The organism is Martinezella tropici (assembly GCF_003287875.1).
Classification (GTDB): Bacteria; Pseudomonadota; Alphaproteobacteria; order Rhizobiales; family Rhizobiaceae; genus Rhizobium; species Rhizobium tropici_C.
This window is the reverse complement of record NZ_QMKK01000019.1, coordinates 66812-90382: the sequence shown is the minus strand read 5'-3', so window position 1 is coordinate 90382 and position 23571 is coordinate 66812. Positions and strand designations below refer to the sequence as shown.

The 23571-nt window shown below is 60.3% G+C and carries 27 protein-coding genes; 13 read left to right on the top strand and 14 right to left on the bottom strand.

The window, feature by feature from the left end:
- Positions 1 to 31 precede the first annotated feature (31 nt).
- A complete protein-coding gene (gene dmeR, locus DQ393_RS03040; RefSeq protein WP_106997300.1) occupies positions 32 to 304 on the bottom strand; it encodes a Ni(II)/Co(II)-sensing transcriptional repressor DmeR in 273 nt (90 codons plus the stop codon).
- Positions 305 to 495: 191 nt separating this feature from the next.
- Here dmeR and DQ393_RS03035 point away from each other — a divergent pair, with 191 nt between their 5' ends.
- Positions 496 to 909 carry a MerR family transcriptional regulator gene (locus tag DQ393_RS03035; RefSeq protein WP_112340330.1) on the top strand — a complete coding sequence of 138 codons (414 nt, stop codon included), beginning with the start codon at positions 496 to 498 and terminating at the stop codon, positions 907 to 909.
- 213 nt (positions 910 to 1122) lie between these two features.
- On the top strand, positions 1123 to 1611 hold the full coding sequence (locus DQ393_RS03030) for a GNAT family N-acetyltransferase (RefSeq protein WP_112340329.1): 489 nt from the start codon (positions 1123 to 1125) through the stop codon (positions 1609 to 1611).
- Positions 1612 to 1714: 103 nt separating this feature from the next.
- On the opposite strand, the gene DQ393_RS03025 is transcribed toward DQ393_RS03030, so the two are convergent.
- Positions 1715 to 2341: a C39 family peptidase gene (locus tag DQ393_RS03025; RefSeq protein ID WP_281023936.1), complete on the bottom strand. Its 627-nt coding sequence runs from the start codon at positions 2339 to 2341 to the stop codon at positions 1715 to 1717.
- 98 nt (positions 2342 to 2439) lie between these two features.
- On the opposite strand from DQ393_RS03025, the gene DQ393_RS03020 reads away from it, so the two are divergent.
- Positions 2440 to 3219, top strand: coding sequence for a class I SAM-dependent methyltransferase (locus DQ393_RS03020; protein ID WP_112340327.1), 780 nt, complete (start codon positions 2440 to 2442; stop codon positions 3217 to 3219).
- 10 nt (positions 3220 to 3229) lie between these two features.
- On the opposite strand, the gene DQ393_RS03015 is transcribed toward DQ393_RS03020, so the two are convergent.
- From DQ393_RS03015 to DQ393_RS03005, 3 genes are all read right to left on the bottom strand, one after another.
- Positions 3230 to 4144: a cytochrome c gene (locus tag DQ393_RS03015; RefSeq protein WP_112340326.1), complete on the bottom strand. Its 915-nt coding sequence runs from the start codon at positions 4142 to 4144 to the stop codon at positions 3230 to 3232.
- A gap of 87 nt (positions 4145 to 4231) precedes the next feature.
- On the bottom strand, positions 4232 to 4675 hold the full coding sequence (locus DQ393_RS03010) for a c-type cytochrome (protein ID WP_112340325.1): 444 nt from the start codon (positions 4673 to 4675) through the stop codon (positions 4232 to 4234).
- 165 nt (positions 4676 to 4840) lie between these two features.
- Positions 4841 to 5476: a LysE family translocator gene (locus tag DQ393_RS03005; protein WP_112340324.1), complete on the bottom strand. Its 636-nt coding sequence runs from the start codon at positions 5474 to 5476 to the stop codon at positions 4841 to 4843.
- 129 nt (positions 5477 to 5605) lie between these two features.
- Here DQ393_RS03005 and DQ393_RS03000 point away from each other — a divergent pair, with 129 nt between their 5' ends.
- Positions 5606 to 6307, top strand: coding sequence for a helix-turn-helix transcriptional regulator (locus DQ393_RS03000; RefSeq protein WP_112340323.1), 702 nt, complete (start codon positions 5606 to 5608; stop codon positions 6305 to 6307).
- A 114-nt stretch (positions 6308 to 6421) separates the two neighbouring features.
- On the opposite strand, the gene DQ393_RS02995 is transcribed toward DQ393_RS03000, so the two are convergent.
- From DQ393_RS02995 to DQ393_RS02985, 3 genes are all read right to left on the bottom strand, one after another.
- Entirely contained in the window at positions 6422 to 6880 is a 459-nt protein-coding gene (locus DQ393_RS02995; protein ID WP_245430241.1) for an anthrone oxygenase family protein, read from the bottom strand.
- A gap of 135 nt (positions 6881 to 7015) precedes the next feature.
- Positions 7016 to 7864, bottom strand: coding sequence for a metallophosphoesterase (locus tag DQ393_RS02990; RefSeq protein ID WP_112340321.1), 849 nt, complete (start codon positions 7862 to 7864; stop codon positions 7016 to 7018).
- A 129-nt stretch (positions 7865 to 7993) separates the two neighbouring features.
- Positions 7994 to 8596, bottom strand: a complete 603-nt coding sequence (locus DQ393_RS02985; protein ID WP_112340320.1) for a superoxide dismutase — start codon at positions 8594 to 8596, stop codon at positions 7994 to 7996.
- Positions 8597 to 8867: 271 nt separating this feature from the next.
- Here DQ393_RS02985 and DQ393_RS02980 point away from each other — a divergent pair, with 271 nt between their 5' ends.
- Positions 8868 to 9527 (top strand): aspartate/glutamate racemase family protein, encoded by a 660-nt coding sequence (locus tag DQ393_RS02980; RefSeq protein ID WP_112340358.1) that lies wholly within the window; start codon positions 8868 to 8870, stop codon positions 9525 to 9527.
- Here the strand turns inward: DQ393_RS02980 and DQ393_RS02975 are convergent.
- A complete protein-coding gene (locus tag DQ393_RS02975) occupies positions 9522 to 9866 on the bottom strand; it encodes a nuclear transport factor 2 family protein (RefSeq protein WP_112340319.1) in 345 nt (114 codons plus the stop codon). The two genes, DQ393_RS02980 and DQ393_RS02975, sit on opposite strands and share 6 nt — an antisense overlap.
- Before the next feature lie 174 nt (positions 9867 to 10040).
- On the opposite strand from DQ393_RS02975, the gene DQ393_RS02970 reads away from it, so the two are divergent.
- The 3 genes from DQ393_RS02970 to DQ393_RS02960 all read left to right on the top strand — a co-directional run bounded on the left by DQ393_RS02970 (position 10041) and on the right by DQ393_RS02960 (position 12884).
- Positions 10041 to 10856 (top strand): helix-turn-helix domain-containing protein, encoded by an 816-nt coding sequence (locus DQ393_RS02970; RefSeq protein WP_112340318.1) that lies wholly within the window; start codon positions 10041 to 10043, stop codon positions 10854 to 10856.
- Between the two features lie 106 nt (positions 10857 to 10962).
- Positions 10963 to 11649: a YbhB/YbcL family Raf kinase inhibitor-like protein gene (locus DQ393_RS02965; RefSeq protein WP_112340317.1), complete on the top strand. Its 687-nt coding sequence runs from the start codon at positions 10963 to 10965 to the stop codon at positions 11647 to 11649.
- On the top strand, positions 11646 to 12884 hold the full coding sequence (locus DQ393_RS02960) for an MFS transporter (RefSeq protein WP_112340316.1): 1239 nt from the start codon (positions 11646 to 11648) through the stop codon (positions 12882 to 12884). The genes DQ393_RS02965 and DQ393_RS02960 overlap by 4 nt, the downstream gene beginning before the upstream one ends.
- A gap of 53 nt (positions 12885 to 12937) precedes the next feature.
- On the opposite strand, the gene DQ393_RS02955 is transcribed toward DQ393_RS02960, so the two are convergent.
- Positions 12938 to 13549: a TetR/AcrR family transcriptional regulator gene (locus tag DQ393_RS02955; protein WP_112340315.1), complete on the bottom strand. Its 612-nt coding sequence runs from the start codon at positions 13547 to 13549 to the stop codon at positions 12938 to 12940.
- 118 nt (positions 13550 to 13667) lie between these two features.
- Here DQ393_RS02955 and DQ393_RS02950 point away from each other — a divergent pair, with 118 nt between their 5' ends.
- On the top strand, positions 13668 to 14351 hold the full coding sequence (locus DQ393_RS02950) for a glutathione S-transferase N-terminal domain-containing protein (protein ID WP_112340314.1): 684 nt from the start codon (positions 13668 to 13670) through the stop codon (positions 14349 to 14351).
- A 42-nt stretch (positions 14352 to 14393) separates the two neighbouring features.
- Here the strand turns inward: DQ393_RS02950 and DQ393_RS02945 are convergent, their stop codons facing one another.
- Positions 14394 to 15281: a branched-chain amino acid aminotransferase gene (locus DQ393_RS02945; protein WP_112340313.1), complete on the bottom strand. Its 888-nt coding sequence runs from the start codon at positions 15279 to 15281 to the stop codon at positions 14394 to 14396.
- Between the two features lie 309 nt (positions 15282 to 15590).
- Between DQ393_RS02945 and DQ393_RS02940 the strand changes: the two genes are divergently transcribed.
- From DQ393_RS02940 to zwf, 3 genes are all read left to right on the top strand, one after another.
- A complete protein-coding gene (locus DQ393_RS02940) occupies positions 15591 to 16631 on the top strand; it encodes a zinc-dependent alcohol dehydrogenase family protein (protein WP_112340312.1) in 1041 nt (346 codons plus the stop codon).
- 56 nt (positions 16632 to 16687) lie between these two features.
- Positions 16688 to 17458: a trans-aconitate 2-methyltransferase gene (gene tam / locus DQ393_RS02935; protein WP_112340357.1), complete on the top strand. Its 771-nt coding sequence runs from the start codon at positions 16688 to 16690 to the stop codon at positions 17456 to 17458.
- A 169-nt stretch (positions 17459 to 17627) separates the two neighbouring features.
- Positions 17628 to 19148 carry a glucose-6-phosphate dehydrogenase gene (zwf, locus tag DQ393_RS02930; protein ID WP_112340311.1) on the top strand — a complete coding sequence of 507 codons (1521 nt, stop codon included), beginning with the start codon at positions 17628 to 17630 and terminating at the stop codon, positions 19146 to 19148.
- Between the two features lie 145 nt (positions 19149 to 19293).
- On the opposite strand, the gene DQ393_RS02925 is transcribed toward zwf, so the two are convergent.
- Positions 19294 to 19689 (bottom strand): hypothetical protein, encoded by a 396-nt coding sequence (locus DQ393_RS02925; protein ID WP_112340310.1) that lies wholly within the window; start codon positions 19687 to 19689, stop codon positions 19294 to 19296.
- Between the two features lie 428 nt (positions 19690 to 20117).
- Here DQ393_RS02925 and DQ393_RS02915 point away from each other — a divergent pair, with 428 nt between their 5' ends.
- On the top strand, positions 20118 to 21629 hold the full coding sequence (locus DQ393_RS02915) for a helicase HerA-like C-terminal domain-containing protein (protein ID WP_112340308.1): 1512 nt from the start codon (positions 20118 to 20120) through the stop codon (positions 21627 to 21629).
- A gap of 159 nt (positions 21630 to 21788) precedes the next feature.
- Here the strand turns inward: DQ393_RS02915 and DQ393_RS02910 are convergent, their stop codons facing one another.
- Together DQ393_RS02910 and DQ393_RS02905 are read right to left on the bottom strand one after the other, a co-directional pair.
- Positions 21789 to 22565 (bottom strand): VOC family protein, encoded by a 777-nt coding sequence (locus DQ393_RS02910; RefSeq protein WP_112340307.1) that lies wholly within the window; start codon positions 22563 to 22565, stop codon positions 21789 to 21791.
- 217 nt (positions 22566 to 22782) lie between these two features.
- Positions 22783 to 23508, bottom strand: coding sequence for a DUF899 domain-containing protein (locus tag DQ393_RS02905; protein WP_112340306.1), 726 nt, complete (start codon positions 23506 to 23508; stop codon positions 22783 to 22785).
- Between the last annotated feature and the right edge of the window lie 63 nt (positions 23509 to 23571).

Below are 23571 nucleotides of genomic sequence, written 5' to 3'. Positions count from 1 at the left end.
TCTGCCGCACCATTTGCGAGACACGGCCTGCTCATCGCAGATACGTCTTCAGCACGTCGGCTATCTCATCAACCGCCTGACGGCGGGCCTCCTCCGTTTCGGCATGAAGCACATGCTCATGCAGATGATCTTCCAGGACCTCTCCTGTCAGGCCCGTCAGCGCGCCCCGAATGGAAGCAAGAAGCTGCAGTATCTCCCCGCACGGCCGCTCGGCTTCGAGCGCTCGCTCCACCGCCTCCATCTGTCCTTTGAGGCGACGGATGCGGGACAGGAGCTTGGCTTGCTGACGAATAGTGTGGGACATTGTGGCCTCGATTATAATATAGGGGGGTATACTATTTTTGGCGACCGATTGGAAGCCGCGTCTTGAAGCGGCGCTGCCGGATCAGGCGGCTGTGCAAACACATCCGGACTGGCCTTCGGCACATCCTTGAAAATTCCACTGCCAATCGCATATTTATTTCTATAGAGACTAGAGGTATTGGAGGCCATGCAATGCTGTCGATCGGTGATCTATCCAAGCGTACCGGCGTGAAAGTGCCGACGATCCGCTATTACGAGCAGATGGGGCTGATATCGGAACCTGATCGCAGCGAAGGCAACCAGCGACGCTATTCCAAAACCGATCTGGAGCGCCTCGCCTTCATCCGTCACGGCCGCGACCTCGGCCTGACGATCGATGCCATCAAGGAGCTGATCTCGCTCAGCCAGCATCCGGACCGTCCCTGCGTCGGCGCCGACCGTATCGCCAAGGAGCATCTGGATGACGTTCGCACCAAGATCGCGCGGCTGAAGAAGCTGGAGCATGAGCTGGAGCGCATCGTTTCGCATTGCGACGGCCACAGCATCGAAGACTGCTATGTCATCCGTGCGCTTTCCGATCACGGCCTATGCGAACACGAGCATTGAGCCCCCCAAAACGTGCCCCCATTGACAAACGTGCTGAACCGGATCATTGATGCGGCCATGATCACGCACGCGCTCCATAACTGCTCGTATTTTTGGCTGTACCTGTAACGGGCGGCCAAGACAGATCATATTGTCAACAAGCCGCCGTCAGGCGGCTTTGTTGTATCGGCAGCGTCCTGACGGCTCATTTGAAAAACAAGGACGCCAAATGCCATGCTAGACGATAGCGACATCTCACTTCTCCGCCCGCCGGTGCTCACAATCCGCAATGCTCAGCCGCGCGACCTGCCTGAGCTCAACGACATGATCCGGCTGCTGGCCGCCCATCATGGCGACCCCTCAGGCACCACGCCCGAGCAGCTTGAGCGCGACCTCTTCGGTCCTATGCCGTGGATCACGGCGCTTGTTGCCGAAGGCGAACAGGGGCTGATCGGCTACGCCATCCTCGTGCCGCTCTACAAGGCGCAAGAGGGACAGCGCGGCATGGACCTGCATCATCTCTTCGTGCGTGACGGCCATCGCGGCCACGGCGTCGGGCAGCATCTCGTCGACCGCGCCCGCGATATCGCCCGCAAGGCCGGCTGCAGCTATCTTTCGGTCGGTGCTGCGACGGGCAATTTCCAGGCCCACCGCTTCTACGAAAACATGGATTTCAAGCCGCGTCCGGTCACCGGCATGCGCTACCTCCAGGCACTCGCCTGATGCCGGCCTTTAAGAGGATCGCCATTCGATATTGATTTTTAGAGTGTTTCTGGTTTTGCGCAATTCGGACGGAAAGCCGCTGCGCACTTTTCCTGGAAATGCTTCAGCGATCGATGGCGATCCCGCGGCCTGCAAAGAACTTCTCGAATATCTCCAGCGGCATCTCCGCGTTCTCGCGCGTCGCATCGACATGACCTGAAGGATTGTGAAAGCAGATGCTGTTTCCGTCGACAGATGTCACCAGCACGAGATGGCCGCCCTTGGCCGGCGGCTCGGTCTCCGGCCAACGGATCGAATGATGCACCGACGCGATGAAAAACTCCGACTTCATGAGGATATCGGCGATGTCAGCGACGGAAATCCCGGTTACCACCCGGGCATCCAGATCGAAGCGGTCACGAACGAATGGGACGAACGGCGCGTAGATCAAGCCTTTGATCCGGCCATCCGCCTCTTCGATATAGCCGCCATACTCCCTGCAACCCATGGCCAGATCCATGATCGGGATGGTTTTGCCGGTGCGGGCGGCGAGCACCATCTTCAGGCAGGCCATGCCGCAGAGATTGCCGGCCCAGCGCGCATAATCCTCGACGCTGCTTGCGCCGGATGACGCCCAGAGCGGATCCTTCAGCAAGGCCGATTGCGCACCCTCGGCGACGACCGCCAGTGTCATGTCAGGCGTTTCCCATTGGCTGAAATAAGGAACCTTCCGCGCCACCCTTGCGTCCACGACCACCCTCTCCTGTTGCCGAATCCTTGGCTACAAGCTTGACCGGAAATGCGCTAGAAAAATGGCTGTCGACTTCGATCTGCAACTGGAGATGCGGCTTGGAACAGCGGTTCACATTCGATGGCGTCGCCAGCCTCTACAATACTTCCCGCCCGCTCTATCCCGATGCGCTTTTTGCCGATGTGATCGATTTTGCCGGCCTGCAAGCCAAGGATCAGGTTCTCGAAATCGGCTGCGGCACCGGACAGGCGACAGAGGGCTTTGCTCGCCGCGGCCTTTCCATTCTCGCGCTTGATCCCGGCGCGGAACTGATTGCGGTCGCGCGGGAAAGATTGGCGGAATTTCCGCAGGTGCAATTCCAGCAAACCACTTTCGAAGCATGGCCGGGGCAGCTGGAGAGCTTCAGGCTGATATTCGCGGCACAATCCTTCCATTGGGTTACGCCAGAATTGCGCTGCGCCAAGACGGCAGCCCTCCTCACACCGGGAGGAATGCTCGCCGTCTTCGGCAATGTGCCGATGAAGCCGGAATCGCCATTGTCAGAAAAGTTCGCGGGGATCTACGCTCGCCATGCCCCGCAGCTTACTGGCCCGCCCGCGGAGGCCTGGTACCTGCCCGATGGCCCTTTTGTTCGGGAGCTGCAGCAGTCCGACCACTTCGAAGCTCCAGCACATCACTGCCATCCTTGGAGCCGATCGCACACGGCGCAGAGCTATACTGACCTTTTGCGCACGCTTTCAAGCTACTGGCTTTTGGCCGAAGATCAGCGGGAATCTCTGCTTTCCGAGCTTGCCGATGCCATCAACGCGCATGGCGGCATATTCGAGCTGCGTTACGAGACGCATCTCTATCTCGCCAAGCGCTCGGGCGCGGCCTGAAAAACCAGGCCTATTTCGCCGGAAGCGCCTTCAGGTAGGCCGCGATCGCCTCGCGGTCGGTTGCCGGTAGGTGGGCGATGTTTTTTTGGACCTCGGCCATCGAGCCGCCAGCAGAATCGTAGTCCGGGGTAAAGCCGGTTTCGAGGTAGTTGGCGATATCACCGGCGCTCCAGCTGCCGATGGCCTTCGAGCCGGGCGTGATATCGGGGATCTGACCCTTGCCTTCCGGATTGGGCGCGCCCGCCAGCCATTGGCCGCTCACGAAGCCGCCGAGGCTGTCGCGCGGCGTGTGGCATTCGCCGCAATGTCCCGGCCCTTCCACCAGATATTGCCCGCGCTTGATCTTGTCGTCGGCATTGGCGAGGGCGACACGCGGCTGGTCGTTGAGATAGAGGAACTTCCAGCCGCCCAGCGCCAACCGGATATTGAAGGGAAAGGGTAGCTCATGTGGCGGGGCGACATTGTCGCTTTTCGGCAGCGTCTTCAGGAAGCCCCAGAGATCGTTGATGTCCTTGTCGCTCATGCGGGTATAGGAGCCGTAGGGAAAGGACGGATAGAGATGCTCGCCGTTTTTGCCGCCTCCCCGCTTCATGGCATTGCCGAAATCGGCAAGCGTCCAGGTTCCGAGGCCCGCCTTCTCATCCGGCGAGATATTCGGCACATGGAAAGTGCCGAAGGGACTGGGGAGTGCCAGGCCGCCCGACAGCACCAGCTTGGCGTCACCCTGCGCGCCGGGAGCAGCGTGACAGCTGGTGCAGCCGCCCGCCCAGAACACGATCTCGCCGTTCTTGATGTCGGGATCACCGAGATTGGCCCAATGGCTCGCGGGCAAGGGCGACGGCGCGGTGATGACGTAAAATGTGCCGCTGCCGAGGATGATCACGCCGAAAAGGCAAAGCAACAATCGAATAAACCGCGCCATCACCCCACCCCAAGCCTTAGCTCTAAAACAAAAAGGCTCCGCACCGGCAGAACCGGTGCGGACGCCAAGATCGATTTCTAGACCTACCGCTTAATCCTTCTTGATGCGATAGGCCTGATGACAGGCGCCACAGCTGGCGCCGAGGGTCTTCAGTGTCGCGCCGACGCCAGCCTTGTCGGCAGGGAGCTGAGCGAGCGCCGTCTCGGCATCGGTGGAAAGCTTGGCGGCATGCGCCTTGAAGTCATCGAGATTGTCCCAGATCTTCGGATTGACCTCGGGATCGGTCTTGTCGCTCTGCGGGTTGAACTGATCCGGGAAAGCCTTGGCAGTTTCGGCGATCGTCGTCAGCGACGCCTTGACGATATCGGCGTCATAGGGCTTGTCGCCCTTGGCAATCGCGCCGAGAGCTCCGGTGGCGCCGCCGATCTTCTTCATCAACCCGATGCGGGAGTCATGCGTGCCGTCGGCTGCAACGACCGAACCAAAGGCGATGCCGGCCAGAGCCACTGCCGCCACAATCGCTTTCCACTTCATTTCCTTCTCCTACCTCTCCTGATGATAAAGACCGGCATGCGCGAGCTGCGCATGATTACGGCGACATGTTTGCCGGTTTCCCTTCCGGCAATGAAGTCACAAAGTGGTGAGAGTTGAGTGAAATCGGTGTCATGCGATCGAGACACTCATTCGCCGCATCAGCCTTTATATGATTTTCAAGCCCTCCCAGACCGTGAACACCGAAACAGCGACGAGAAGCAACCCGGCTGCGCGGCCTGCAAAGGCTGTCGCCCTGGGATTGGCCACTAGCAGGTCACGGCTGCGCCCTGCAGTGATGGCAAGTCCGCCATAGACGGCAAATTGCATTGCGATGGTCATGGCTCCCATGATGACGGCCTGTATCCACATCGGCCCGTAATCCGGTTTCAGGAACTGCGGATAGACGGCGAAGATGAAGAGATAGGCCTTGGGATTGATGAGGCAAGTCACGGCTCCCTGCCGGAAGGCTTTCCAGGCAGAGCGGCTGCCGGCCGGCCCCTCGCCTCCCACCGTGATGGAACTGCGCATCAGCGTGTAGCCGATGAAGGCCATATAAGCACCGCCGGCAATCAGCAGCGGGTTGAAGAGAATGGGCACGAAATGCATCAGCAGGCCGATGCCGATGGCGCCGTTCAGCGAATGCACCGCACCGCCCAGCATGATGCCACCCGTGGCGGCAAGACCGCGATTGCTGCCGCCAGTCAGCGAATTGGCGAGCACGAACAGCATGTCCATGCCTGGCACGATGATGATGCCCAAGAGAAGGATGAAGAAGAGCCAGAGATTTTCTGCGTAACCCATGTCAGTTGCCTATCGCCCTTTCCATGGAAACAGGAGAGGAAATGGTTGATTTTCAAGTGAATAGGCGGCTTTATAAATCGAGCCAACTGACGGGGTATTGTCAGTAGCCTTCATCTTGAGGGTAATGAAATGCGCAAGGCATCGCGCCTGTTCGAGATTATCCAGATCCTGCGGCTCGCCAAGCGGCCGGTGACGGGAGCCGATATCGCCGCCCGGCTGGAAGTGACGGTACGCTCCGTCTATCGCGATATCGCAGCACTTCAGGCGATGCGCGTGCCGATCGAGGGCGAGCGCGGCATCGGCTATATATTGCGGCCCGGCTTCGACCTGCCGCCGCTAATGTTCTCGATCGAGGAGATGGAGGCGATCGTGCTGTCGCTGGCCCTGTTGGAACGCACCGGTGATGCCGAGCTGAAGCAGGCGGCCAAGCGCGTCACCTCGAAGATTGCCGGCGCCGTGCCGCCGCCGCTGCGCCAGACGCTCGACGCCAATGCACTGCATGCCTGGGGCTTTGCCGCACCTTCTGCCTCGGCGATCGATCTGGCTTTGGTGCGACGCGCCATTCGTGATGAGGAAAAGCTGGACCTTGCCTACCGCGACGAGCTCGGCCGCGCCACGGAACGCATCATCCGGCCAATTGCCCTCATCTATTATTCGGAGACGGCTAACATCGTGGCCTGGTGCGAGCTGCGCCAGGCTATCCGTAACTTTCGCAGCGATCGTATCGAAGGCTGCGAGGCGACGGGATTGTGGTTCAAGGGCGAAGGTGATGGCTTGCGGCAGATCTGGGTGAATGGCTGGCAGGTAAACACCCCCGCCGCGGCCGGCTGAGGCGCTAAGGCTCTTTGAGGTTACGATCAGAGCCTGGAAAGATCATACCGCCCGAAGAGATGCAACCGAAACGGGGATGGCAGCGGAGTGAAGATGCGCCGGCTTCGCGCGGCGCTACAAAACAACCTCAGTCACCAATAGAATGAAAGCCAGCAATCCCAGGGCGGCGCGGACGGCATGCGACCATTCCCACCGGTCGCGCAGCATGGTCCAATCCGGTTTGACGGCGGTTTCCATTTGATGGCCACCGAATGGATCGTGAGAAAAGAAACCTGCGCCCATTCCTTCCAGCTTCGCATCTTTCAGCCAAAAATTGTTTACCGGTTGGGTCAGCAGCCAAAAGACGGCGTGCATGGCGACCATGGCAGCAAAGGCAGCAGCCAATAGCCAGAATGAGAGCGTATTGGCTGGCGTCAGGAACAGGAGCAGCAGAAGCAGCAGAGCACCGAGCGGCTCACTGGCACCGCCGATCGTAAAGCCCGGATAGTAAATCCGCTGAACCGTCAGGTAATCCTCTTTCGATAGCCGCATCTTGCCCGGCAGCTCCAGCACATGCGCCAGTGCCAGCGCCATGGCGACTGCAACAATCAGGATTGTCAGGATTTGCAGCGTCGGAAACATCAGCTTCGCCTCACAGGCAGCCTCCGTTTCTAAACATTCAGCGATGCGGATCGTTCCCTACAGACATCAAAAGATGCGGAAATCTCATTAAGGCATCTGAAGCGCCAGCGCTCTGCTTTCTTCGCGCCCAAATCCTTCAATATCCAACCGATCCGCGTGAACCGAAACGATCGCGTAAGCGCTGCTGTCTTCGGTATCCACCATGCCCTTGAAGTTGACGAAATAGGTTCCCTCGACAGCGCCGAAGTTGCCGGCGTGATTGTGCCCGTTAAGGTAGGCGACGACATGGTCATGTTCGGCCAGAAGCGCCAGCATGCGGTCGCTGTCCAAAGCGTTGTGGCCATTCTCCGGGAAGACGGGATAATGGTTCAGGATAAAGACCTTCTCGCCCGCCGCCTTTGCCTCCCGCAGCTTCGCGGCAAGCCAGTCATATTGCGCATCACTGATCGCCCCGTTCCAGCGTTGGCCATTCAGCGCGCCGGCTCGATCCAGCGCCTTCATCAGGTTCTTCGCCTCCTGCCGGCGTGGATCGCCTTCCGGCGGAGCGAAGAGGCTGATCTCATTGCCGTCGAGCGCGATGAAGCGGTAGCCGCAATGGCTGAAATCATAATAGGCAGCGGGCATGCCCACGCGGGCCGGGACACTGCCCAGATTCTGGGGTGCCACGGCGAAATCATGATTGCCGAGGAGGAAGTATTTTGGGTGCCGCAAGATCTCGTAGACGGGCAGGATCGCGTCGAAGCTCTTCCATTCGCGGTCGATGATGTCACCGAGCGTCACGACGAAGGCAAGGTCGTGCCGGTTGAATTCCTCTATCGCGTTGCGAAGTTTGTCGAGGCTCTTGGCCGGATAGCGATTGAGGGTCAGATTGGGCTCGAGATCCGCATATTGCGGATCGGCGATAACACCGAAGCGGAAAAGCGGTGCGGACGGCATTCGTCCTCCTTGGACGGCTTCCTTGCGCCGGTAAGGCAGCACGCGGAGGCATCGGTGAGGGCTGGCTGATAAGAAAACACCCGACGTCGAAAAGACGCCGGGTGCGAAAGCCAGCCTATTTGGCAGACCTTACTTCGTCGCAGCTTCGTAGCGCTCCAGGACATAGTCCCAGTTGATCAGGCTATCGATGAAGGCTTCGAGGTACTTCGGACGCAGGTTGCGGTAGTCGATGTAGTAGGAGTGTTCCCAAACGTCGACGCCGAGGATCGGGTTGGCGCCATGAACCAGCGGGTTTTCGCCGTTAGGGGTCTTGGAGATTTCGAGCTTGCCGTTCTTGACGGAAACCCATGCCCAGCCCGAGCCGAACTGTGTTGCGCCGGCGGCGGCGAAATCGGCCTTGAACTTGTCATAGCCGCCGAGATCGGAGGCAAAGGCAGCCTCGAGCTTGCCCGGCAGCTTGTTGCCGCCGCCGCCCTTCTTCATCCACTTCCAGAAATGGATGTGGTTGTAGTGCTGGGCTGCATTGTTGAAGAGGCCGGCATTGGTGCCGAAAGACTTCTTCACGATCTCTTCGAGCGACAGATCGGCAAGACCTGCTTCAGCAGCGAGCTTGTTGCCGTTGTCGACGTAAGCCTTGTGGTGCTTGTCGTGGTGATATTCGAGCGTCTCACGCGACATGAAGGGCGAAAGTGCATCGTAATCATAAGGAAGTTCAGGCAATTCGAAAGCCATGGTCATATCTCCTCTTGGCAAAAAATTGCGTCGGCAGGTGAACCGGAACATAGGAGCGGTCGCCTGGAAGAGCAACCGGCGACATGCCAAAAAAGTTGCGTACGGGAGCAAAAATTGCCCTATTTTTCAATCATGTATAGCATCGACTTAGAAATTTGCGTCATTGCATATGATGACGCGGCAATGCATCCAGGAAGGCGACGGTGAACTGTCGACAAAGCACATGGTCGAGGCTAGGTTCGCGGACCTTCTGCCTTCTACGAGATATCCCGTGACGATCGCCTGCCTGCACACGTCCGAAAGCAACATTGCCGTCTATGAGGCGGCGGCAAAAGCACTCGGATTGCCTGAGGGCACGCTGCGTCATCATGTCCGCGCCGACCTCCTGCTTGCCGCCGAAAAACTGGGACGCCTGACGGATGAGATTTCGGCCGAAACGGCGGCTCTCCTCTGGCATCTGGCCGAGGATGCCGATGCCGTCGTGCTCAACTGTTCGACGCTCGGCCCGGCCGTCTCGAAGGTCGCGGCGGGTGCTGGAGCGCCGATCATCAGGGCGGATGCGGCGCTGGCCGAACAGGCGGTCAAGGCCGGCGGCAAGGTCCTCGTTCTCTGCACCGTCGAAACGACCATCATCCCGACGACAGCCCTCTTCGAGGCTGCTGCAAAGGCAACAGGCGCGGAAATCGAAGTTCGGCTGGTTCCTGGCGCATGGACACATTTCCGGTCAGGCGATCTGCGGGCCTATCTCGCCTCCATCGCCGATGCGGTGAGGGAAGCCCATGGCGAAGGCGCCGTCACGGTCACTTTCGCGCAGGCGTCGATGACGGGTGCCGTCGACCTTCTCTCGGACGGCGTCGAACGACCGATAACCGGCCCGGCGGCCGCTCTCGCAGCGGCAATCGCAAAAATTGCCACGGCTGACCTGTTATAAGTTCCGTCCGAAATAGACATCGATCTCGGCGATGCGGTCGCCGGCAAAATGGATCATCTCGACATTGCGAAAGCTGCCACCGTCCATCTTCTCGGCGCGATAGCTGACGATAACGTCATCGCCATCCGCCACCAGATGTTCGATATGGATGTCGCGGAAGATATTCTCCTTCGGCCAGCAATGCTCGAAATAGCGCTTCCGGTCGATATGATCGTCGCGCGGGCTCGAAAAGGTGAAGTTCCGGGTCAGCATCGGATCGACGACATCAGGCTGTTGCGCCACATAGGCGGCAAACAGGCGTCTGACGATATCGCAACGGACATTTTCGAGAGAGTTCATAATGTGCCTCCTCCTTGCATCGGCGCAATCACGGTGCCTATGGTAATCCGATTGCAAAATGCAATCAGTTTATAACATCAGCCGGGCGAACCAACAAGGCGCTTTGCGGACTTGGCATTGTCGTCCGCGTGGTCCAAACTTCGCAGCACCCCATATCAGCAGGAAGCCATCGTCGTGTCCGAGGCTCATCATCCCATATTGGAAAAGCTGCGCCGCCTGGCGGCAAAGGACAATCGTCCGACTGTCGCGCTGAGCAGCATCGGCAGCTATTCCACGCTTTTCACCTTCGTCACGCGCGAACGCGAGCGCATTGCCGGCTCGGCCTTTTCTCAGGTTTCAATCGTCGCCATCCTCGAAGGTTCCAAGGAAATCGTCAGCATGGGACGGCAGCGGCATTTTGCAGCCGGTACGGTGCTCGTGCTGCCGGCCGGCTGGAGCGGCGATGTCGTCAACGATCCCGATCCGCAGACCGGCTTCTATCGGGCGATCTTCATCACTTTTCCCGAGGAACTGACGCGCCGCGCCGCAAAAGCCTTTCCGCCGGCCCAAACCGCATCGCAGATCGACCTGCCACTCGATCCATTGCTGGCCGCTGCCATCAGCCATGCCGGCGAAGGCATTGCCGGCGGTAACATGCCGATCCCGCTGATCGAACACAGGCTCCTGGAAATACTCATGGTGCTGGGCATGCGCGGCGCCCTGCCCGGGTCGCCGGAGACAACCGCAGAGGCGGTGCGGGCGCTGGTACGCTGGCAGCCGGATCGCCCCTGGACTGCCGACCTCATCGCCGCCGAGCTCGGCACCAGCAACGCGACGCTGCGCCGGCGCCTGACGCGCGAGGGCGCTTCCCTGCGAGAGGTACTGGCAAGCGAACGCGTGGCGCTGGCAACGACCCTTCTCGCCGAGGACGGGCTGTCGTTGCGCGAAGCAGCCCTTGCTACCGGTTATCGCTCGCCACGCCGCTTCGCCGATCGACTTCGCGGTGCATGAGCGTTTTAGGCCGCATTTTGAGCGTTTGTGTGCGCAGCCGCTCAGCACGAATTTGTTAGACCCAGCCCTCGAAGCTCACAAGAGCGAACCGCGAAAGGGCAACATCATGAAAACCATGCTCAACCTTCTGAACGCCACCGTCATCGCAGCAGTTGTCGCCACGCCGGCCCTTTCGGCCGATCTCAAGGTGACGTTCGCAAAGAGCAACGGCCGGATGATGATGCCGGAAAACGCCTCCTGCATTTCGACATCTTCAGACAAGTCGGCACCCGGTCCCAACAAGAGCCTTGCCGTTTCCTGGTCGAACGGGCCGAAGGGCACGCGATCCTATGCGCTGACGATGGTCGACCCTGACGTGCCCGCGGATTTCTCGCTGTTCAACAAGGCGGACAAAACCATTCCGAAGGATTTCAAGCGGATGGAGTTCGTTCACTGGGTGCTGGCCGATATTCCCGTATCGCGCACCAGCCTTGCCGAAGGCGCAGACGGAAACGGCCCTTCAGCCAATGGCCTGCCGCTCGAACGCACGGCCTATGGACGCCGCGGCCAGAATGGTGCGGGCGGCGGCAATTTGAAGGACGGGCCGCATGGCGGTTATATGGGCGCTTGCCCACCCTGGAATGACGCGCGTGTCCACAGCTATCACGTCACCGTCTATGCGCTCGATGTCGACCGACTGAACCTGCCGGATCTCTTCACCCGCGCCGATCTGCTTGCTGCCGCGAAGGGTCATATCCTCGCATCGGGCAGCCAGGAACTGTTTTACACATTGAATGCAAAGGCCGAGAAATGACCGAGACGAGATGGGATGCAGCCGCACCGGCCGAGCCGGAAACCGCGCATTGGATGCGGAACCTGGTTATCTGCCTCGTCGGCTCGTTCACGACGATCGTGGCAATGACGCTGCTGCTCCCCTTCCTGCCGCTCTATGTCGAGGAACTCGGCGTCAGCGACAAGGCCGCGATCGTGCAATGGTCCGGCATCGCCTATGGCGCCACCTTCTTTGCCGCAGCCTTGGTCGCGCCGCTCTGGGGGCGGCTCGGTGATATCTATGGCCGCAAGCTGATGCTGATCCGCGCCAGCCTCGGCATGACGGTCGCCATCTCGCTGATGGGCATGGCCGGCAATGTCTGGCAGCTGGTAGCGCTGCGCCTCTTCACCGGCCTTGCCGGCGGCTATGCCTCGGGATCGATGGTGCTGGTGGCGGCCCAGACGCCGAAGCATCGCTCTGCCTGGGCGTTGGGCACGCTGTCTGCCGGCATCATGGCCGGGAACCTTGTCGGACCGCTGATCGGCGGCGCGCTGCCACCGATCATCGGCATTCGCGGCACCTTCCTGCTGGCCGGCGGCGTGATCTTCTTCACTTTCCTGGCGACAACCTTCCTCATCAAGGAGGAGAAATCCACGGCGCGGAAGAAGGCTGCGAAGGCAAGTGGCAGCTGGGCGTCCATTCCTGACAAGCGCCCCGTCGTCGCCATGCTGTCGCTCGGCCTGCTGCTGATGCTGGCCAATATGTCGATCGAGCCAATCATCACAGTCTATGTCGCGCAGTTCGTCACGGACGCCAAGGTGACGATGGTCTCGGGCGTCGTCATGGCGGCGGCTGCGCTCGGCAGCATCCTGTCGTCCTCACGGCTCGGCAAGCTTGCCGATCGCATCGGCTACTGGAGCGTCATCATGGCGGCGCTTGCTGTTGCGGCGCTGCTCCTGATCCCGCAGGCTTTCGTGACCTCGGCCTGGCAATTGATCGGCTTGCGCTTCCTGATGGGCGTGGCGCTCGGCGGCCTTCTGCCCTGCATCACCGCCGTCATCCGGCACAATGTTCCCGATGCGGCGACGGGCAGCATTCTCGGGCTCTCCATCTCCTCGCAATATGTCGGCCAGGTGGCAGGCCCGGTCCTGGGCGGCTTCGTCGGCGGGCATGTCGGCATGCCTGCAGTCTTCCTCGGAACCTGCGTACTGCTGGCACTCGGAGCCATCTATTGCTGGTGGGTCAGCCCGAAGACAGAATCACACAGGGATCGATGAGTTTGCGCGAGTTTGCTGTCTGGAGATCGATCCGAGCAGCATCAAGCTGCCCCTTATAGCCGGCCGCAGATAAAATCGACGCCAGAACGCGCGATCGCCTCCAGCGTCCCGCGCGTATCGCCTGCACGCGCTCGAACGGCAAGCGAATGCATGACGGCGGATGCGAGCTTTGCGAGCGTTGCAGCATCCGTGTTATCAGGGAGTTCGCCCTGCTCAACCGCAAGCTCCATGCGTTCCTTGATCGCACCGTCGAATTCATTCAGGCTGCGGCGCAACACCTCCCGCACCCGATCATGCTGAATAGCCTCTGCCGTGGCAGTGCCGATCAGGAAGCAGCCACGCGCTGCAGTCTCGCCATGCAGGTATATTTTCAGAGCCTCGGCATAGATGCGCGTGAGATTTTCTCGCAGCGTGAGGGTCGGGTTGAGTGCCTCAGACAATATATCGAGGCTGTCCTCGCGGTAGCCTTCCAAGGTGTCAAGATAGAGATCCTCCTTGTCACCGAACGCGCCGTAGAGGCTCGGCCGGTTCAGTTTCGTCGCGGCGCTCAAATTATCCAATGAGGCGGCCGAGAACCCCCTGTCCCAGAAAACCTCCCGCGCCTGCCCGATGACTGCTTTGGCGTCAAAAGCGCGTGGACGACCCTGTTTTTTCTCGCTTTTCATATTTTATACTACTTCGCACAAAAATCTTGACCGGATGAGTTTTATGCGAAATGGTACAAATATTCAATAGGTGCCGACGCCATACCTCGCGCCTGCATCGAAAAGGAGAGAGAAACCCATGAAACTCTACATGCACGCCGCCGCTTGCTCCCTGTCGCCGCACATCGTTTGTCGGGAGTTGGGGCTGGATGTTGAACTGGTCGAAGTCGATCGGAAGACTCATCGGACGAGTTCGGGCGAGGACTACCTTGCCATCAACGGGAATGGCTACGTGCCGGCATTGATGCTTGATGATGGGAGGGTGCTGACCGAAGGTCCTGCCATCGTGCAATTCCTCGCGGAATGTTCACCGGAGGGGTCGCGCCTCCTGCCGGAGGCCGGAACCTATGCCAGAAGCCAGGTTCAATCCTATCTGAATTTCATCACCGCCGAACTTCACAAGCCAATGGCGATGCTCTTCAACGCCGCTTATGAAGGCGCCCATGCCGGCATTCATGAACTGGTATGCAAGCGACTGGACTGGCTGAACAGCCGGCTTGTCGGCCCCTATCTGACCGGTGACGACTTCACGGTGGCTGACGCCTATCTCTTCGTCTGCTTGAACTGGTCGCCGTGGATCAAGATCGACGTCGCACGCAGGCCGGCGTTACAGGAGTTCATGGCCCGCGTCAGCACAAGACCGAGCGTCCGCCGCGCGCTCCAGGCCGAAGACCTCGAGGCTTTCGAGACTGATGGCGTTTTCTTCGCGCCGCGATCCTACATCGCTTCGGCAGGTCGTGTGGGAACACCCGTGCGGCCATAAACGGCCGCACTCTTCCGCATGTCCTTCTCCTTACGAAAAGGGTTATTCCTCGCTGGCGCTGCGGCCGTGAGCCCAATCCATATAGAGTTCCAGCGCCTTGCGGGCGACCGGTCCTTCCTGGAATTCGCGGTCGTCCAAGCGGTTGACGCTGACGACCTTGGAATAGTTGCCGGTCGTGAAGATTTCGTCGGCGCCCATGAACTGTTCGACGGATAGGGTTTCCTCCCGCACATCGAAGCCCTCCTGGCGTAGCAGACCGATGACGCGGGCGCGCGTGATGCCGGCAAGGAAGGTGCGGTTGGCGACGGGCGTATAGACGATACCGTCCTTGACCATGAAGACGTTGGAGGATGCCGTCTCGACAACGTTGCCGTTGATGTCGCGCACCAGCGCATTATTGAAACCGCGACTTCTCGCCTCCAGGATCATGCGGCCGCTGTTCGGATAGAGCGAGCCGGCCTTGGCGTCGGTCATCGCCGTTTCCGGCGACGGGCGGCGGAAGGGCGAGACTGTGAGCGTGATGCCGCCATTGCCGCCAAGCGGCGCCTCGAACAGGCAGAGGGCGAAGCGCGTCGATTCCGCATCGACGGCAACGACGCTGCCCGGCGAGCCATGCTCGCCCCAATACATCGGCTTGATGTAGATGGGCGTCTTGCCGTCGAATTTTCTGATACCTTCCCAGGCGAGCGCCTCGATCTCCTGCGAGGTCTTGATCGCCTTCAGCCCCATGGCGACGGCCGAACGATTAATGCGCTGGCAATGGAGATCGAGATCGGGCGCGATGCCGTCGAACCAGCGCGCGCCATCGAACACTGTCGAACCGAGCCACATGGCATGCGAAGTCGGCCCGATCAGCGGGGGATTGCCGGAGAGCCATTCTCCCTCGACATGGGTCCAGGTGGTGGTGCGGGGCGACGTATCGACGGACATGGTGCTTCCTCTCCTCAAGCGGTCCAGCTTTTCATGGACTCTGCGAACCGCTCCATCTCTTTGTTTTCATGCAGCTCCAGCCGGAAAATCGCTACGCGCTTTTCCTGGAATTGCTCTGGGTGGCGAAAAGCAAATAACCGCGCAACCCAAGGGTCAAGCAGAAACTATGCGGCAAAATTCATTTGCAACAAAGCGCTCGATACCGCATTCATGGCGCAATTTTCATGCGTCGAAACAACAGCTTGACGAATAGGTCCATCAGGAAAAATGATGAGCCGGCCAAACCGTCAGGGAAGAGCGAGAACTCCCATGAAAGCGATGTATTACGAGACCTTCGAGGCGACGCCCGAAATCCGCGCCCTGCCGGACCCGACACCGGGTGAGGACGGCGTCGTCATCGCCGTCGGCGCGACCGGGCTCTGCCGCAGCGACTGGCATGGCTGGATGGGACATGATCCGGATATCAGGCTGCCGCATGTGCCGGGCCATGAGCTTGCCGGCAAGGTCGTGGCGACAGGGCGCGGCGTCGTCCGTTTCAAGGTCGGCGATCGCGTCACCGTTCCCTTCGTCTCCGGCTGCGGTCATTGCGCCGAATGCCATTCCGGTAACCAGCAGGTCTGCCCCAGTCAGTTCCAGCCTGGCTTCACCCATTGGGGCTCCTTCGCCGAATATGTCGCGATCGACTATGCCGACACCAATCTCGTCCACCTGCCCGAGACGGTCGACGATGCGACGGCGGCAAGCCTCGGCTGCCGTTTCGCCACCTCCTTCCGCGCCGTTGCCGACCAGGCCAAGACCCGTCCAGGCGAGTGGATCGCCGTGCATGGCTGTGGCGGCGTCGGGCTGTCGGCGATCATGATTGCGAGCGCCCTTGGCGCCAATGCCATCGCCATCGACATTTCCGACGAGAAGCTGGCCTTCGCCCGCGAGTGCGGCGCGGTGGCAACCATCAATGCGTCTGAGATCACCGATGTGGCCGAGGCGGTGCGCGAGATCACCAAGGGTGGCGCGCATGTCTCGATCGATGCGCTCGGCCATCCCACGACCTGTTTCAACTCCATCAAGAACCTGCGACGGCGCGGCCGGCATGTGCAGGTCGGCCTCATGCTCAGTGACTACGCAACGCCGCAGATCCCGATGGCGCAGGTCATCGGCCATGAACTCGAGATTTACGGCAGCCACGGCATGCAGGCCTGGCGCTACGATGCCATGCTCGACATGCTCGCCGCCGGCAAGATCGCGCCGCAGAAGCTCATCGGCCGCAGGATCAGCCTGGAAGAAGCCGTTCCGGCGCTGATGACGCTTGATAAGGCCGAGGGCAAGGGCATCAGCGTCATTACACGGTTCTGATATATCCCGGTGCTATGGGCATCGGGGAAACGGCAATCCACGAAGAGGATACGCTTATGGCATGGTCTGCCGGCCAATATGTGAAATTCGAGGATGAACGCACGCGCCCGGCACGGGACCTCTTGGCGCAAGTGCCGCTGGAGCATGTCGAACGAGCGATCGACCTCGGTTGCGGGCCTGGCAATTCGACCGAGCTGATCGTCGAGCGTTACGGCACCGCCGGTGTCTCCGGCCTCGACAGCGACGACAATATGCTGGAGGCCGCTCGCAAGCGCATGCCCGGCACGCACTTTGAAAAGGCCGATCTCGCCACGTGGCGGCCGCAAGAACCCTTGGACCTGCTTTTTGCCAATGCGGTGTTTCAGTGGTTGCCCAATCATCTCGACATCCTCGACCACCTGATGGACGGGCTGAAACCTGGCGGCGTGCTTGCCGTGCAAATGCCCGACAACCTGACCGAGCAGAGCCATCTGATGATGGAAGAGACCGCAAAGAACGGTCCCTGGAGCGATGCCTTCGCCAAGAAGAGCGTACGCCGCAATCCGCTGCCTGCACCGTCGGTCTATTACAACAGGCTGGTCGGCAAATCGGCCCGGGTCGATATCTGGCACACCAACTACAATCACGTGCTGGAGAATGCCGCCGCCATCGTCGAATGGGTGAAGGGCACGGGCCTGCGCCCTTACCTCGACCATGCCGGCGCAGAGCATCGCGATGCCTTCACCGCCGAATATCTGAAGCACATAGAAAAGGCATATCCGCCGCTCGTCGACGGCAAGGTGCTGCTGCGGTTCCCGCGGCTCTTCCTGGTTGCCGTAAAAAACTAGGAACCGATCCGTTCCGAAACAGACTGACGCCGGCGTGCCGATCCCATCGACAACCGGCGCCGGCCCGCGCTAGAACACCTTCAGCCGAGGCTAAAACAGCAATAGCTCCGAGGAGATAGTCGATGCCCCCCAGAAATCCGCTCCATGTTTGTCAGAAGGAGAAGCGCCCATGACCACCCCCGACCTGGCGCCCGCCCCGCCCCTGACCTTCGTGATTTTCGGTGCTGCCGGCGATCTCACCCGGCGCCTGCTGATCCCGACTCTGATCAACATGACCCGCAGCGGGCTCGTCGGAGAGGATTTGCACATTCTCGGTATCGGCATAGAGACCGGCGGCGTCGACATGCTGCTGGATCGCCTGGAATCATTCCTGAAGACCTCCGGCGATATGGACGATCCCGAGCGGCAAACCGCGTGGCAGAGCCTGCGCAAGCGCATCAGCTATATCTCGGGCGACTTCACGCAGAATGGCGTCTACAAGGAGATTTCGGACTATCTCTCGCATGCGGCAAGCGCCAATGCGGCCTTCTATTTTGCCGTGCCGCCACGCTTCTTCGGCGATATCGCCGAGAAACTATCCGAAAACGGGCTGATGAACGAGGCGACCGGCGCCTTCCGCCGCATCGCAATCGAAAAGCCCTTCGGCCACGATCTTGCCTCGGCACAGGCTTTGAACGCGCGGCTGCTGAACCATGTGTCCGAAAGCCAAATCTATCGCATCGACCACTTCCTCGGCAAGGAAACCGTCCAGAACATCATGACGACGCGCTTCGCCAACATGATGATCGAGGCGCTGTGGAACAACAATTATATCGATCACGTCCAGATTACGGCGGCCGAGCTGGTCGATGTGGGCATGCGCGGCAAGTTCTACGATGCGACCGGCGCGCTTCGCGACATGGTGCCGAACCACCTCTTCCAGCTGCTGGCCATGGTGGCGATGGAGCCGCCGAACAGCTTTGATGCGGAATCGATCCGCAATGAAAAGGGCAAGGTGCTGAAAGCCCTGCGTCTCTATTCGCGTGAGGAAGCGGCAAAGAATGGCGTGCGCGGCGCCTATACGGCCGGCCCGCTCGCCGGCCACGATCTGCCCGCCTATACCCAGACCGCAGACGTCGCGCCTGACAGCAATACCGAAACCTTCGTGGCGCTGAAGCTGTTCGTCGATACCTGGCGCTGGGCCGGCGTGCCCTTCTACCTGCGCACGGGCAAGGCGATGAAGGCACGCGATACGGAGGTGGTCATCACCTTCCGGCAGGTGCCTTTTGCACAATTCCCGCGCCACGAATCCCGCCCGGAACTTCCGCCGAACAGGCTCATCATCCAGGTGCAGCCCGACGAGGGGCTGGACATGGAAATCTCCATCAAATCGCCGGGGCTGGTGCTGAAAACGGCGCCGGTCTCGCTCGACTTCCGCTATGCCGACAGTTTCGACATCGGCAAGCAGACTGGCTACGAAAGCCTGTTCTACGAACTCTTCGTCGGTGACCAGACGCTCTTCCAGCGCGCCGACGGCATCGAAGCCGGCTGGGCCGCCGTGCAGCCCTTCCTCGATCTCTGGGCAGAGGGCGGCAAACCCGATCCCTATGCGCCCGGCAGCACTGGTCCTGCCTGCGCCGACGAACTCATCGAACGCGACGGCCGCAAATGGCATGAGATCGACGGAACGCCGAAGGGCAGGAAGTTCTGACCCTGGAGAAGATCAACCGATAGAGGCCGGCTGTCGCTGTCATCCGTCAACGGGGCGCAATATGACGAAGTCGGGGCTGCCTTCTGAACAACAAAAGCCGCCGGGAATTAGCCGGCGGCTCTCGTTATCAAAAGCAATAGCAGCCTCAAATGAACTGGTGCAGGCCCGGGACGGAACTGACAACCTGGTCGACTACCTCGTCGCCGGCATGCTGGCGGGCGGTTGCAATCGTCTCCTTGGCGAGCGAGGTGATTTCGCCCATGCTGAGACCGCTGCTCATCAGCTGCTGGCCGAGCGCCATCAGGCCGCCGCCACCGCCGACGGCGCTGAGCAGGCCACCCAGCAGACCACCGCCGCCCGTTTCCTCGCCGTTATATTGCGCAACGAGATCGCTGGCGCCGGGAATGGATTCGATCATCTTGGTGACAGGACCATCCGGAGCTTCGCGCTGCAGGAAGCCGAGAATCATGCCGACGGCCTTTTCCGCGAGGTCGGGAGCGATGCCGGCTTTGGTCGCGATCTGATCAATAACTTCGTTCATTGTGGCCTCTACCTTTACGACGTTAACGTCAACGTAACTGAATGAAGCGACCGGCACAAGCCGCGCTGGCGGTCCTTACGCTACCAGAAGCATAACCGCGACGCGAACAGTTGTCCGCATTCAAGTCAGTTCTTATAACAGTGTCAGGACAAATCGATGAATGGCCCTGACTGCCCGAAAGGCTGCTGTGCCGCCGCCCTAGTACCGGATGATTCTGGATCGAATCGATGCAGAATCACCCGGTACTAGGATCAAATAGGTAGAGCATGATGTCGTCGGAAAACCGGTGACACTTTTCGGCATCATGTTCTAGAGCATTTCCGCTTTTCTTCGAATCGCGAAAACGCTCTATCTTTTTGTTTTTACGCAGTTCCGGACGCAAAACCGCTTCGCACTTTTGCTGGAAGTGCTTTAAGGGAGACGACACCATGCCGCAGCAGGATGGACAGATTTTCGTCGGCGCGAGCCGCAATCCGGATGACAGCATCAACAAGGACGAGTTCCTGACGCTGAAATTCGGCAACCGCCACGGCCTCGTCACCGGCGCGACCGGCACCGGCAAGACGGTGACACTGCAGGTGCTGGCGGAAGGATTTTCCAAGGCCGGCGTGCCCGTCTTCTGTGCCGACATCAAGGGCGATCTCTCCGGCATCGCCGCCAAGGGCGAGGCCAAGGACTTCCTGCTGAAGCGTGCCGAAGAGATCGGCCTCTCGCCCTATGAATTCGATCAGTTCCCGGTGATCTTCTGGGACCTCTATGGCGAAAAAGGCCATCGCGTGCGCACGACCATCGCCGAGATGGGGCCGCTGCTGCTGGCACGCTTGATGGATGCGTCCGAGGCGCAGGAGGGCGTGCTCAACATCGCCTTCAAGATCGCCGATGAAAACGGCCTGGCACTGCTCGATCTCAAGGACCTGCAGGCGCTGCTGAACTATATGGGTGAGAATGCCAGCGAGCTTTCCAGCAAATACGGCCTGATCTCGAAGTCGTCGGTCGGCTCGATCCAGCGGGCCATGCTCGTGCTGGAACAGCAGGGCGCGGAAAACTTCTTCGGCGAGCCGGCGCTCAAAATCTCCGACATCATGCGCGTCAGTAATGACGGCTACGGCCAGGTTTCGGTGCTCGCAGCCGAGAAGCTGATGATGAACCCGCGCCTCTATGCCACCTTCCTGCTGTGGCTGCTCTCCGAGCTGTTCGAGGAACTGCCCGAAGTGGGCGATCCGGAAAAGCCGAAGCTGGTCTTCTTCTTCGATGAGGCGCACCTGCTCTTCAACGACGCGCCGAAGGTGCTGATCGAACGCGTCGAGCAAGTTGTGCGCCTTATCCGCTCCAAGGGTGTCGGCGTCTATTTCGTCACCCAGAACCCGCTCGACGTCCCGGAAACGGTGCTGGCACAGCTCGGCAACCGCGTGCAGCATGCGCTTCGCGCCTATTCGCCGCGCGAGCAGAAGGCCGTGCAGACGGCGGCCTCGACCTTCCGGCCCAATCCCGCCTTCGATTGCGCCACCGTCATCACCACGCTTGGTACCGGCGAGGCGCTCATCTCGATGCTGGAGGGCAAGGGCGCACCGTCCGTCGTCGAGCGCACGCTGATCCGCCCTCCGTCCGGCCGCATCGGCCCGGTCAGCGACGCCGAGCGGCAGGCGATCATCAATGCAAGCCCGGTCGCCGGTGTCTACGACCAGACGATCGATCGCGAGTCGGCTTATGAAATCCTGGCGGAGCGTGCGAGCAAGGCGGCAGCGCCGCAGAACGAGAGTGCCGGCGATGGCTGGACCCTGCCCGGATTCGGCGGCGACAACAGCAAGCCTGCCGGGCGTCGTTCGGGCTATCAGCGCGAAACGATCATGGAAGCGGCGTTGAAGAGCGTGGCGCGCACGGTCGCCACGCAGGTCGGACGGGCGCTGGTGCGCGGCATTCTCGGCAGCTTGAAGCGGTAAAAAATCACCCTCCTCTTGAGGGGGAGGGTCGGAGCGAAGCTCCGGGGTGGGGTGATCTGCGACGATCTTTACAGATCTGGGCGTCACCCCCACCCGCCGCTTTGCGGCGACCTCCCCCCTCAAGGGGGAGGTACTATTCCCTCAAGAGGAGGGTGAAAACTACCGCACCGGCGCAACCAGCGAAAAGAAGGCGCCCTGCGGGTCGGTGGCCTGGACGATCCAGCTGCCGCCGGGGACTTCCATCGGGCCGTTGGCAATCTTGCCGCCGCCTTCCGTGATGCGGGTGATCGCCGCATCGATCGCCGGGACGTTGATGTAGAAATTCCAGGCGGGCGTGGGCATTTCCGCCGGTTTGGTCATGATGCCGCCGAAGTCCCGATCGCCGATCTTGAAGATCTTGTATTTGCCCATCGGCCCCATGTCGAAATCGGAGCTTAATTCCCAGCCGAACATCTCGCTGTAGAAATCGAAGGCCTTCGGGCCGTCGCCGGCATAGAGCTCATGCCAGCCGAAATAGCCTGGGGTGGCGGGGGCTGGCGGCTGCCAATCCTGGCCCGGCAGCGGCGTGAAGAGGCAGAAGGCGGCGCCGTAGGGATCGGAGACGACGGCAAATCTGCCGACGCTTGGAATGTCGGTCGGCTCGCGATAGATCCTGCCACCCTTGGCGGCGATCGTCTTTGCCGTCTCGTCGACATTGGGAACGCCGATATAGCCGGTCCAGCAGGGCGGGGTGCCCATGGCCTTCGCCTCCTCCGGCAAGATCATCAAGCCTGCAACAGGGCCGGCACCAGCGCTAAACAACGTATAGTCCATGCCGACTTCCGGCATGCCGGCATCCGCCGCATCCCAGCCAACCACCTTGCGGTAAAAAGCTTCGGCCGCCGCCATGTCGGTGGTCATCAGCTCGTACCAGACAAAATATCCTTTCTCAGCCATCGCGTCTCTCCCTGTTGTGATTGTTGCGGTCATCCGTCTTGTCTTGAGCCTGATGTCGGCGCACGCGCATCATGGCCGATGAAAGTGACGGCCGAACGATGGCTCATCGATAACCCGTCGTTTCCCGGCGAGCAGGCTCCAGGTCTTAACTAGGCGCAAGGCATAATAATTCGACCCCTTGCGCCGCATGGCATGAATTTGGCAGTCCCGTCATGCCTCAATGGCAGCAGGAGCCCGCCTTCGCCGCCTCCTGATATTCGTCGTGGCGACGCACGAAATCCATGGTGTGGTCTTCATTCCGGCCCTTCGGCGCATTGTCGAGGATCATCAGCGTACCGATCATTTCCTCGCCGCCGCGGGCATAGCTGGAATAGGTGTGAAAGATATTGCCGGCTTCATCCTTGTAAAAGGCGCTGAGGCCCGGCAACTCGTCATTGCCGTTGGCGGCGTCCATATCGGTGAAGTTATAGAACACCTTTTCACCGGCAAGCTGCTCTTTGGTGAAAGAGACGTGATAGTCGAAATTGAAATCATTGGAGAAAGACGACACCCATGGGAACTTCCAGCCCATGCGTTTCTTGTAGGCCTCTATCTTTTCGATCGGCGCGCGGGCAACGGCGACCAGCGTGACATCGTGGTTGTTGAGATGCGGAAGCGTTCCATCGAAATGATCGGCGAGGAAGGAGCAACCGGTGCAGCCGGCATCCCAATCCGGGCCGAGCATGAAGTGATAGATGATCAGCTGGCTGCGGCCATCGAAGAGATCCGCGAGCGTCTTCTTGCCGGCCGGCGTGTCGAAAACATAGTCTTTCTCGACCTTCACCCAAGGCAAGGCCAGGCGTTCCGCATTGACGCGATCGCGAAGATGCGTTGCCTCCTTCTCCCTGGCGAGCAGCTGGCGGCGGGCTTCGAGCCACACTTCCCTGGAAACGACCTGGTTCATTGTCAGCGCCCTCCTCCGGCGTTTTCATTCCCAAATCTTGACAAATACATTGATATCAATATT

What these genes read in the sequence shown, in the direction of transcription:
- DQ393_RS03000 (WP_112340323.1), top strand. Translation starts at nt 5,606, where the DNA reads ATGCGCAAGGCATCGCGCCTGTTCGAGATTATCCAGATCCTGCGGCTC.
- DQ393_RS02905 (WP_112340306.1), bottom strand. Translation starts at nt 23,508, where the DNA reads ATGAACCAGGTCGTTTCCAGGGAAGTGTGGCTCGAAGCCCGCCGCCAG.
- DQ393_RS02965 (WP_112340317.1), top strand. Translation starts at nt 10,963, where the DNA reads ATGAAAACCATGCTCAACCTTCTGAACGCCACCGTCATCGCAGCAGTT.
- DQ393_RS02985 (WP_112340320.1), bottom strand. Translation starts at nt 8,596, where the DNA reads ATGGCTTTCGAATTGCCTGAACTTCCTTATGATTACGATGCACTTTCG.
- DQ393_RS03005 (WP_112340324.1), bottom strand. Translation starts at nt 5,476, where the DNA reads ATGGGTTACGCAGAAAATCTCTGGCTCTTCTTCATCCTTCTCTTGGGC.
- DQ393_RS02910 (WP_112340307.1), bottom strand. Translation starts at nt 22,565, where the DNA reads ATGGCTGAGAAAGGATATTTTGTCTGGTACGAGCTGATGACCACCGAC.
- DQ393_RS02990 (WP_112340321.1), bottom strand. Translation starts at nt 7,864, where the DNA reads ATGCCGTCCGCACCGCTTTTCCGCTTCGGTGTTATCGCCGATCCGCAA.
- DQ393_RS02950 (WP_112340314.1), top strand. Translation starts at nt 13,668, where the DNA reads ATGAAACTCTACATGCACGCCGCCGCTTGCTCCCTGTCGCCGCACATC.
- DQ393_RS02975 (WP_112340319.1), bottom strand. Translation starts at nt 9,866, where the DNA reads ATGAACTCTCTCGAAAATGTCCGTTGCGATATCGTCAGACGCCTGTTT.
- DQ393_RS02915 (WP_112340308.1), top strand. Translation starts at nt 20,118, where the DNA reads ATGCCGCAGCAGGATGGACAGATTTTCGTCGGCGCGAGCCGCAATCCG.
- DQ393_RS02960 (WP_112340316.1), top strand. Translation starts at nt 11,646, where the DNA reads ATGACCGAGACGAGATGGGATGCAGCCGCACCGGCCGAGCCGGAAACC.
- DQ393_RS03035 (WP_112340330.1), top strand. Translation starts at nt 496, where the DNA reads ATGCTGTCGATCGGTGATCTATCCAAGCGTACCGGCGTGAAAGTGCCG.
- DQ393_RS02940 (WP_112340312.1), top strand. Translation starts at nt 15,591, where the DNA reads ATGAAAGCGATGTATTACGAGACCTTCGAGGCGACGCCCGAAATCCGC.
- DQ393_RS02995 (WP_245430241.1), bottom strand. Translation starts at nt 6,880, where the DNA reads ATGGCGCTGGCACTGGCGCATGTGCTGGAGCTGCCGGGCAAGATGCGG.
- DQ393_RS02955 (WP_112340315.1), bottom strand. Translation starts at nt 13,549, where the DNA reads ATGAAAAGCGAGAAAAAACAGGGTCGTCCACGCGCTTTTGACGCCAAA.
- DQ393_RS02925 (WP_112340310.1), bottom strand. Translation starts at nt 19,689, where the DNA reads ATGAACGAAGTTATTGATCAGATCGCGACCAAAGCCGGCATCGCTCCC.
- dmeR (WP_106997300.1), bottom strand. Translation starts at nt 304, where the DNA reads ATGTCCCACACTATTCGTCAGCAAGCCAAGCTCCTGTCCCGCATCCGT.
- tam (WP_112340357.1), top strand. Translation starts at nt 16,688, where the DNA reads ATGGCATGGTCTGCCGGCCAATATGTGAAATTCGAGGATGAACGCACG.
- DQ393_RS03030 (WP_112340329.1), top strand. Translation starts at nt 1,123, where the DNA reads ATGCTAGACGATAGCGACATCTCACTTCTCCGCCCGCCGGTGCTCACA.
- DQ393_RS03010 (WP_112340325.1), bottom strand. Translation starts at nt 4,675, where the DNA reads ATGAAGTGGAAAGCGATTGTGGCGGCAGTGGCTCTGGCCGGCATCGCC.
- zwf (WP_112340311.1), top strand. Translation starts at nt 17,628, where the DNA reads ATGACCACCCCCGACCTGGCGCCCGCCCCGCCCCTGACCTTCGTGATT.
- DQ393_RS02945 (WP_112340313.1), bottom strand. Translation starts at nt 15,281, where the DNA reads ATGTCCGTCGATACGTCGCCCCGCACCACCACCTGGACCCATGTCGAG.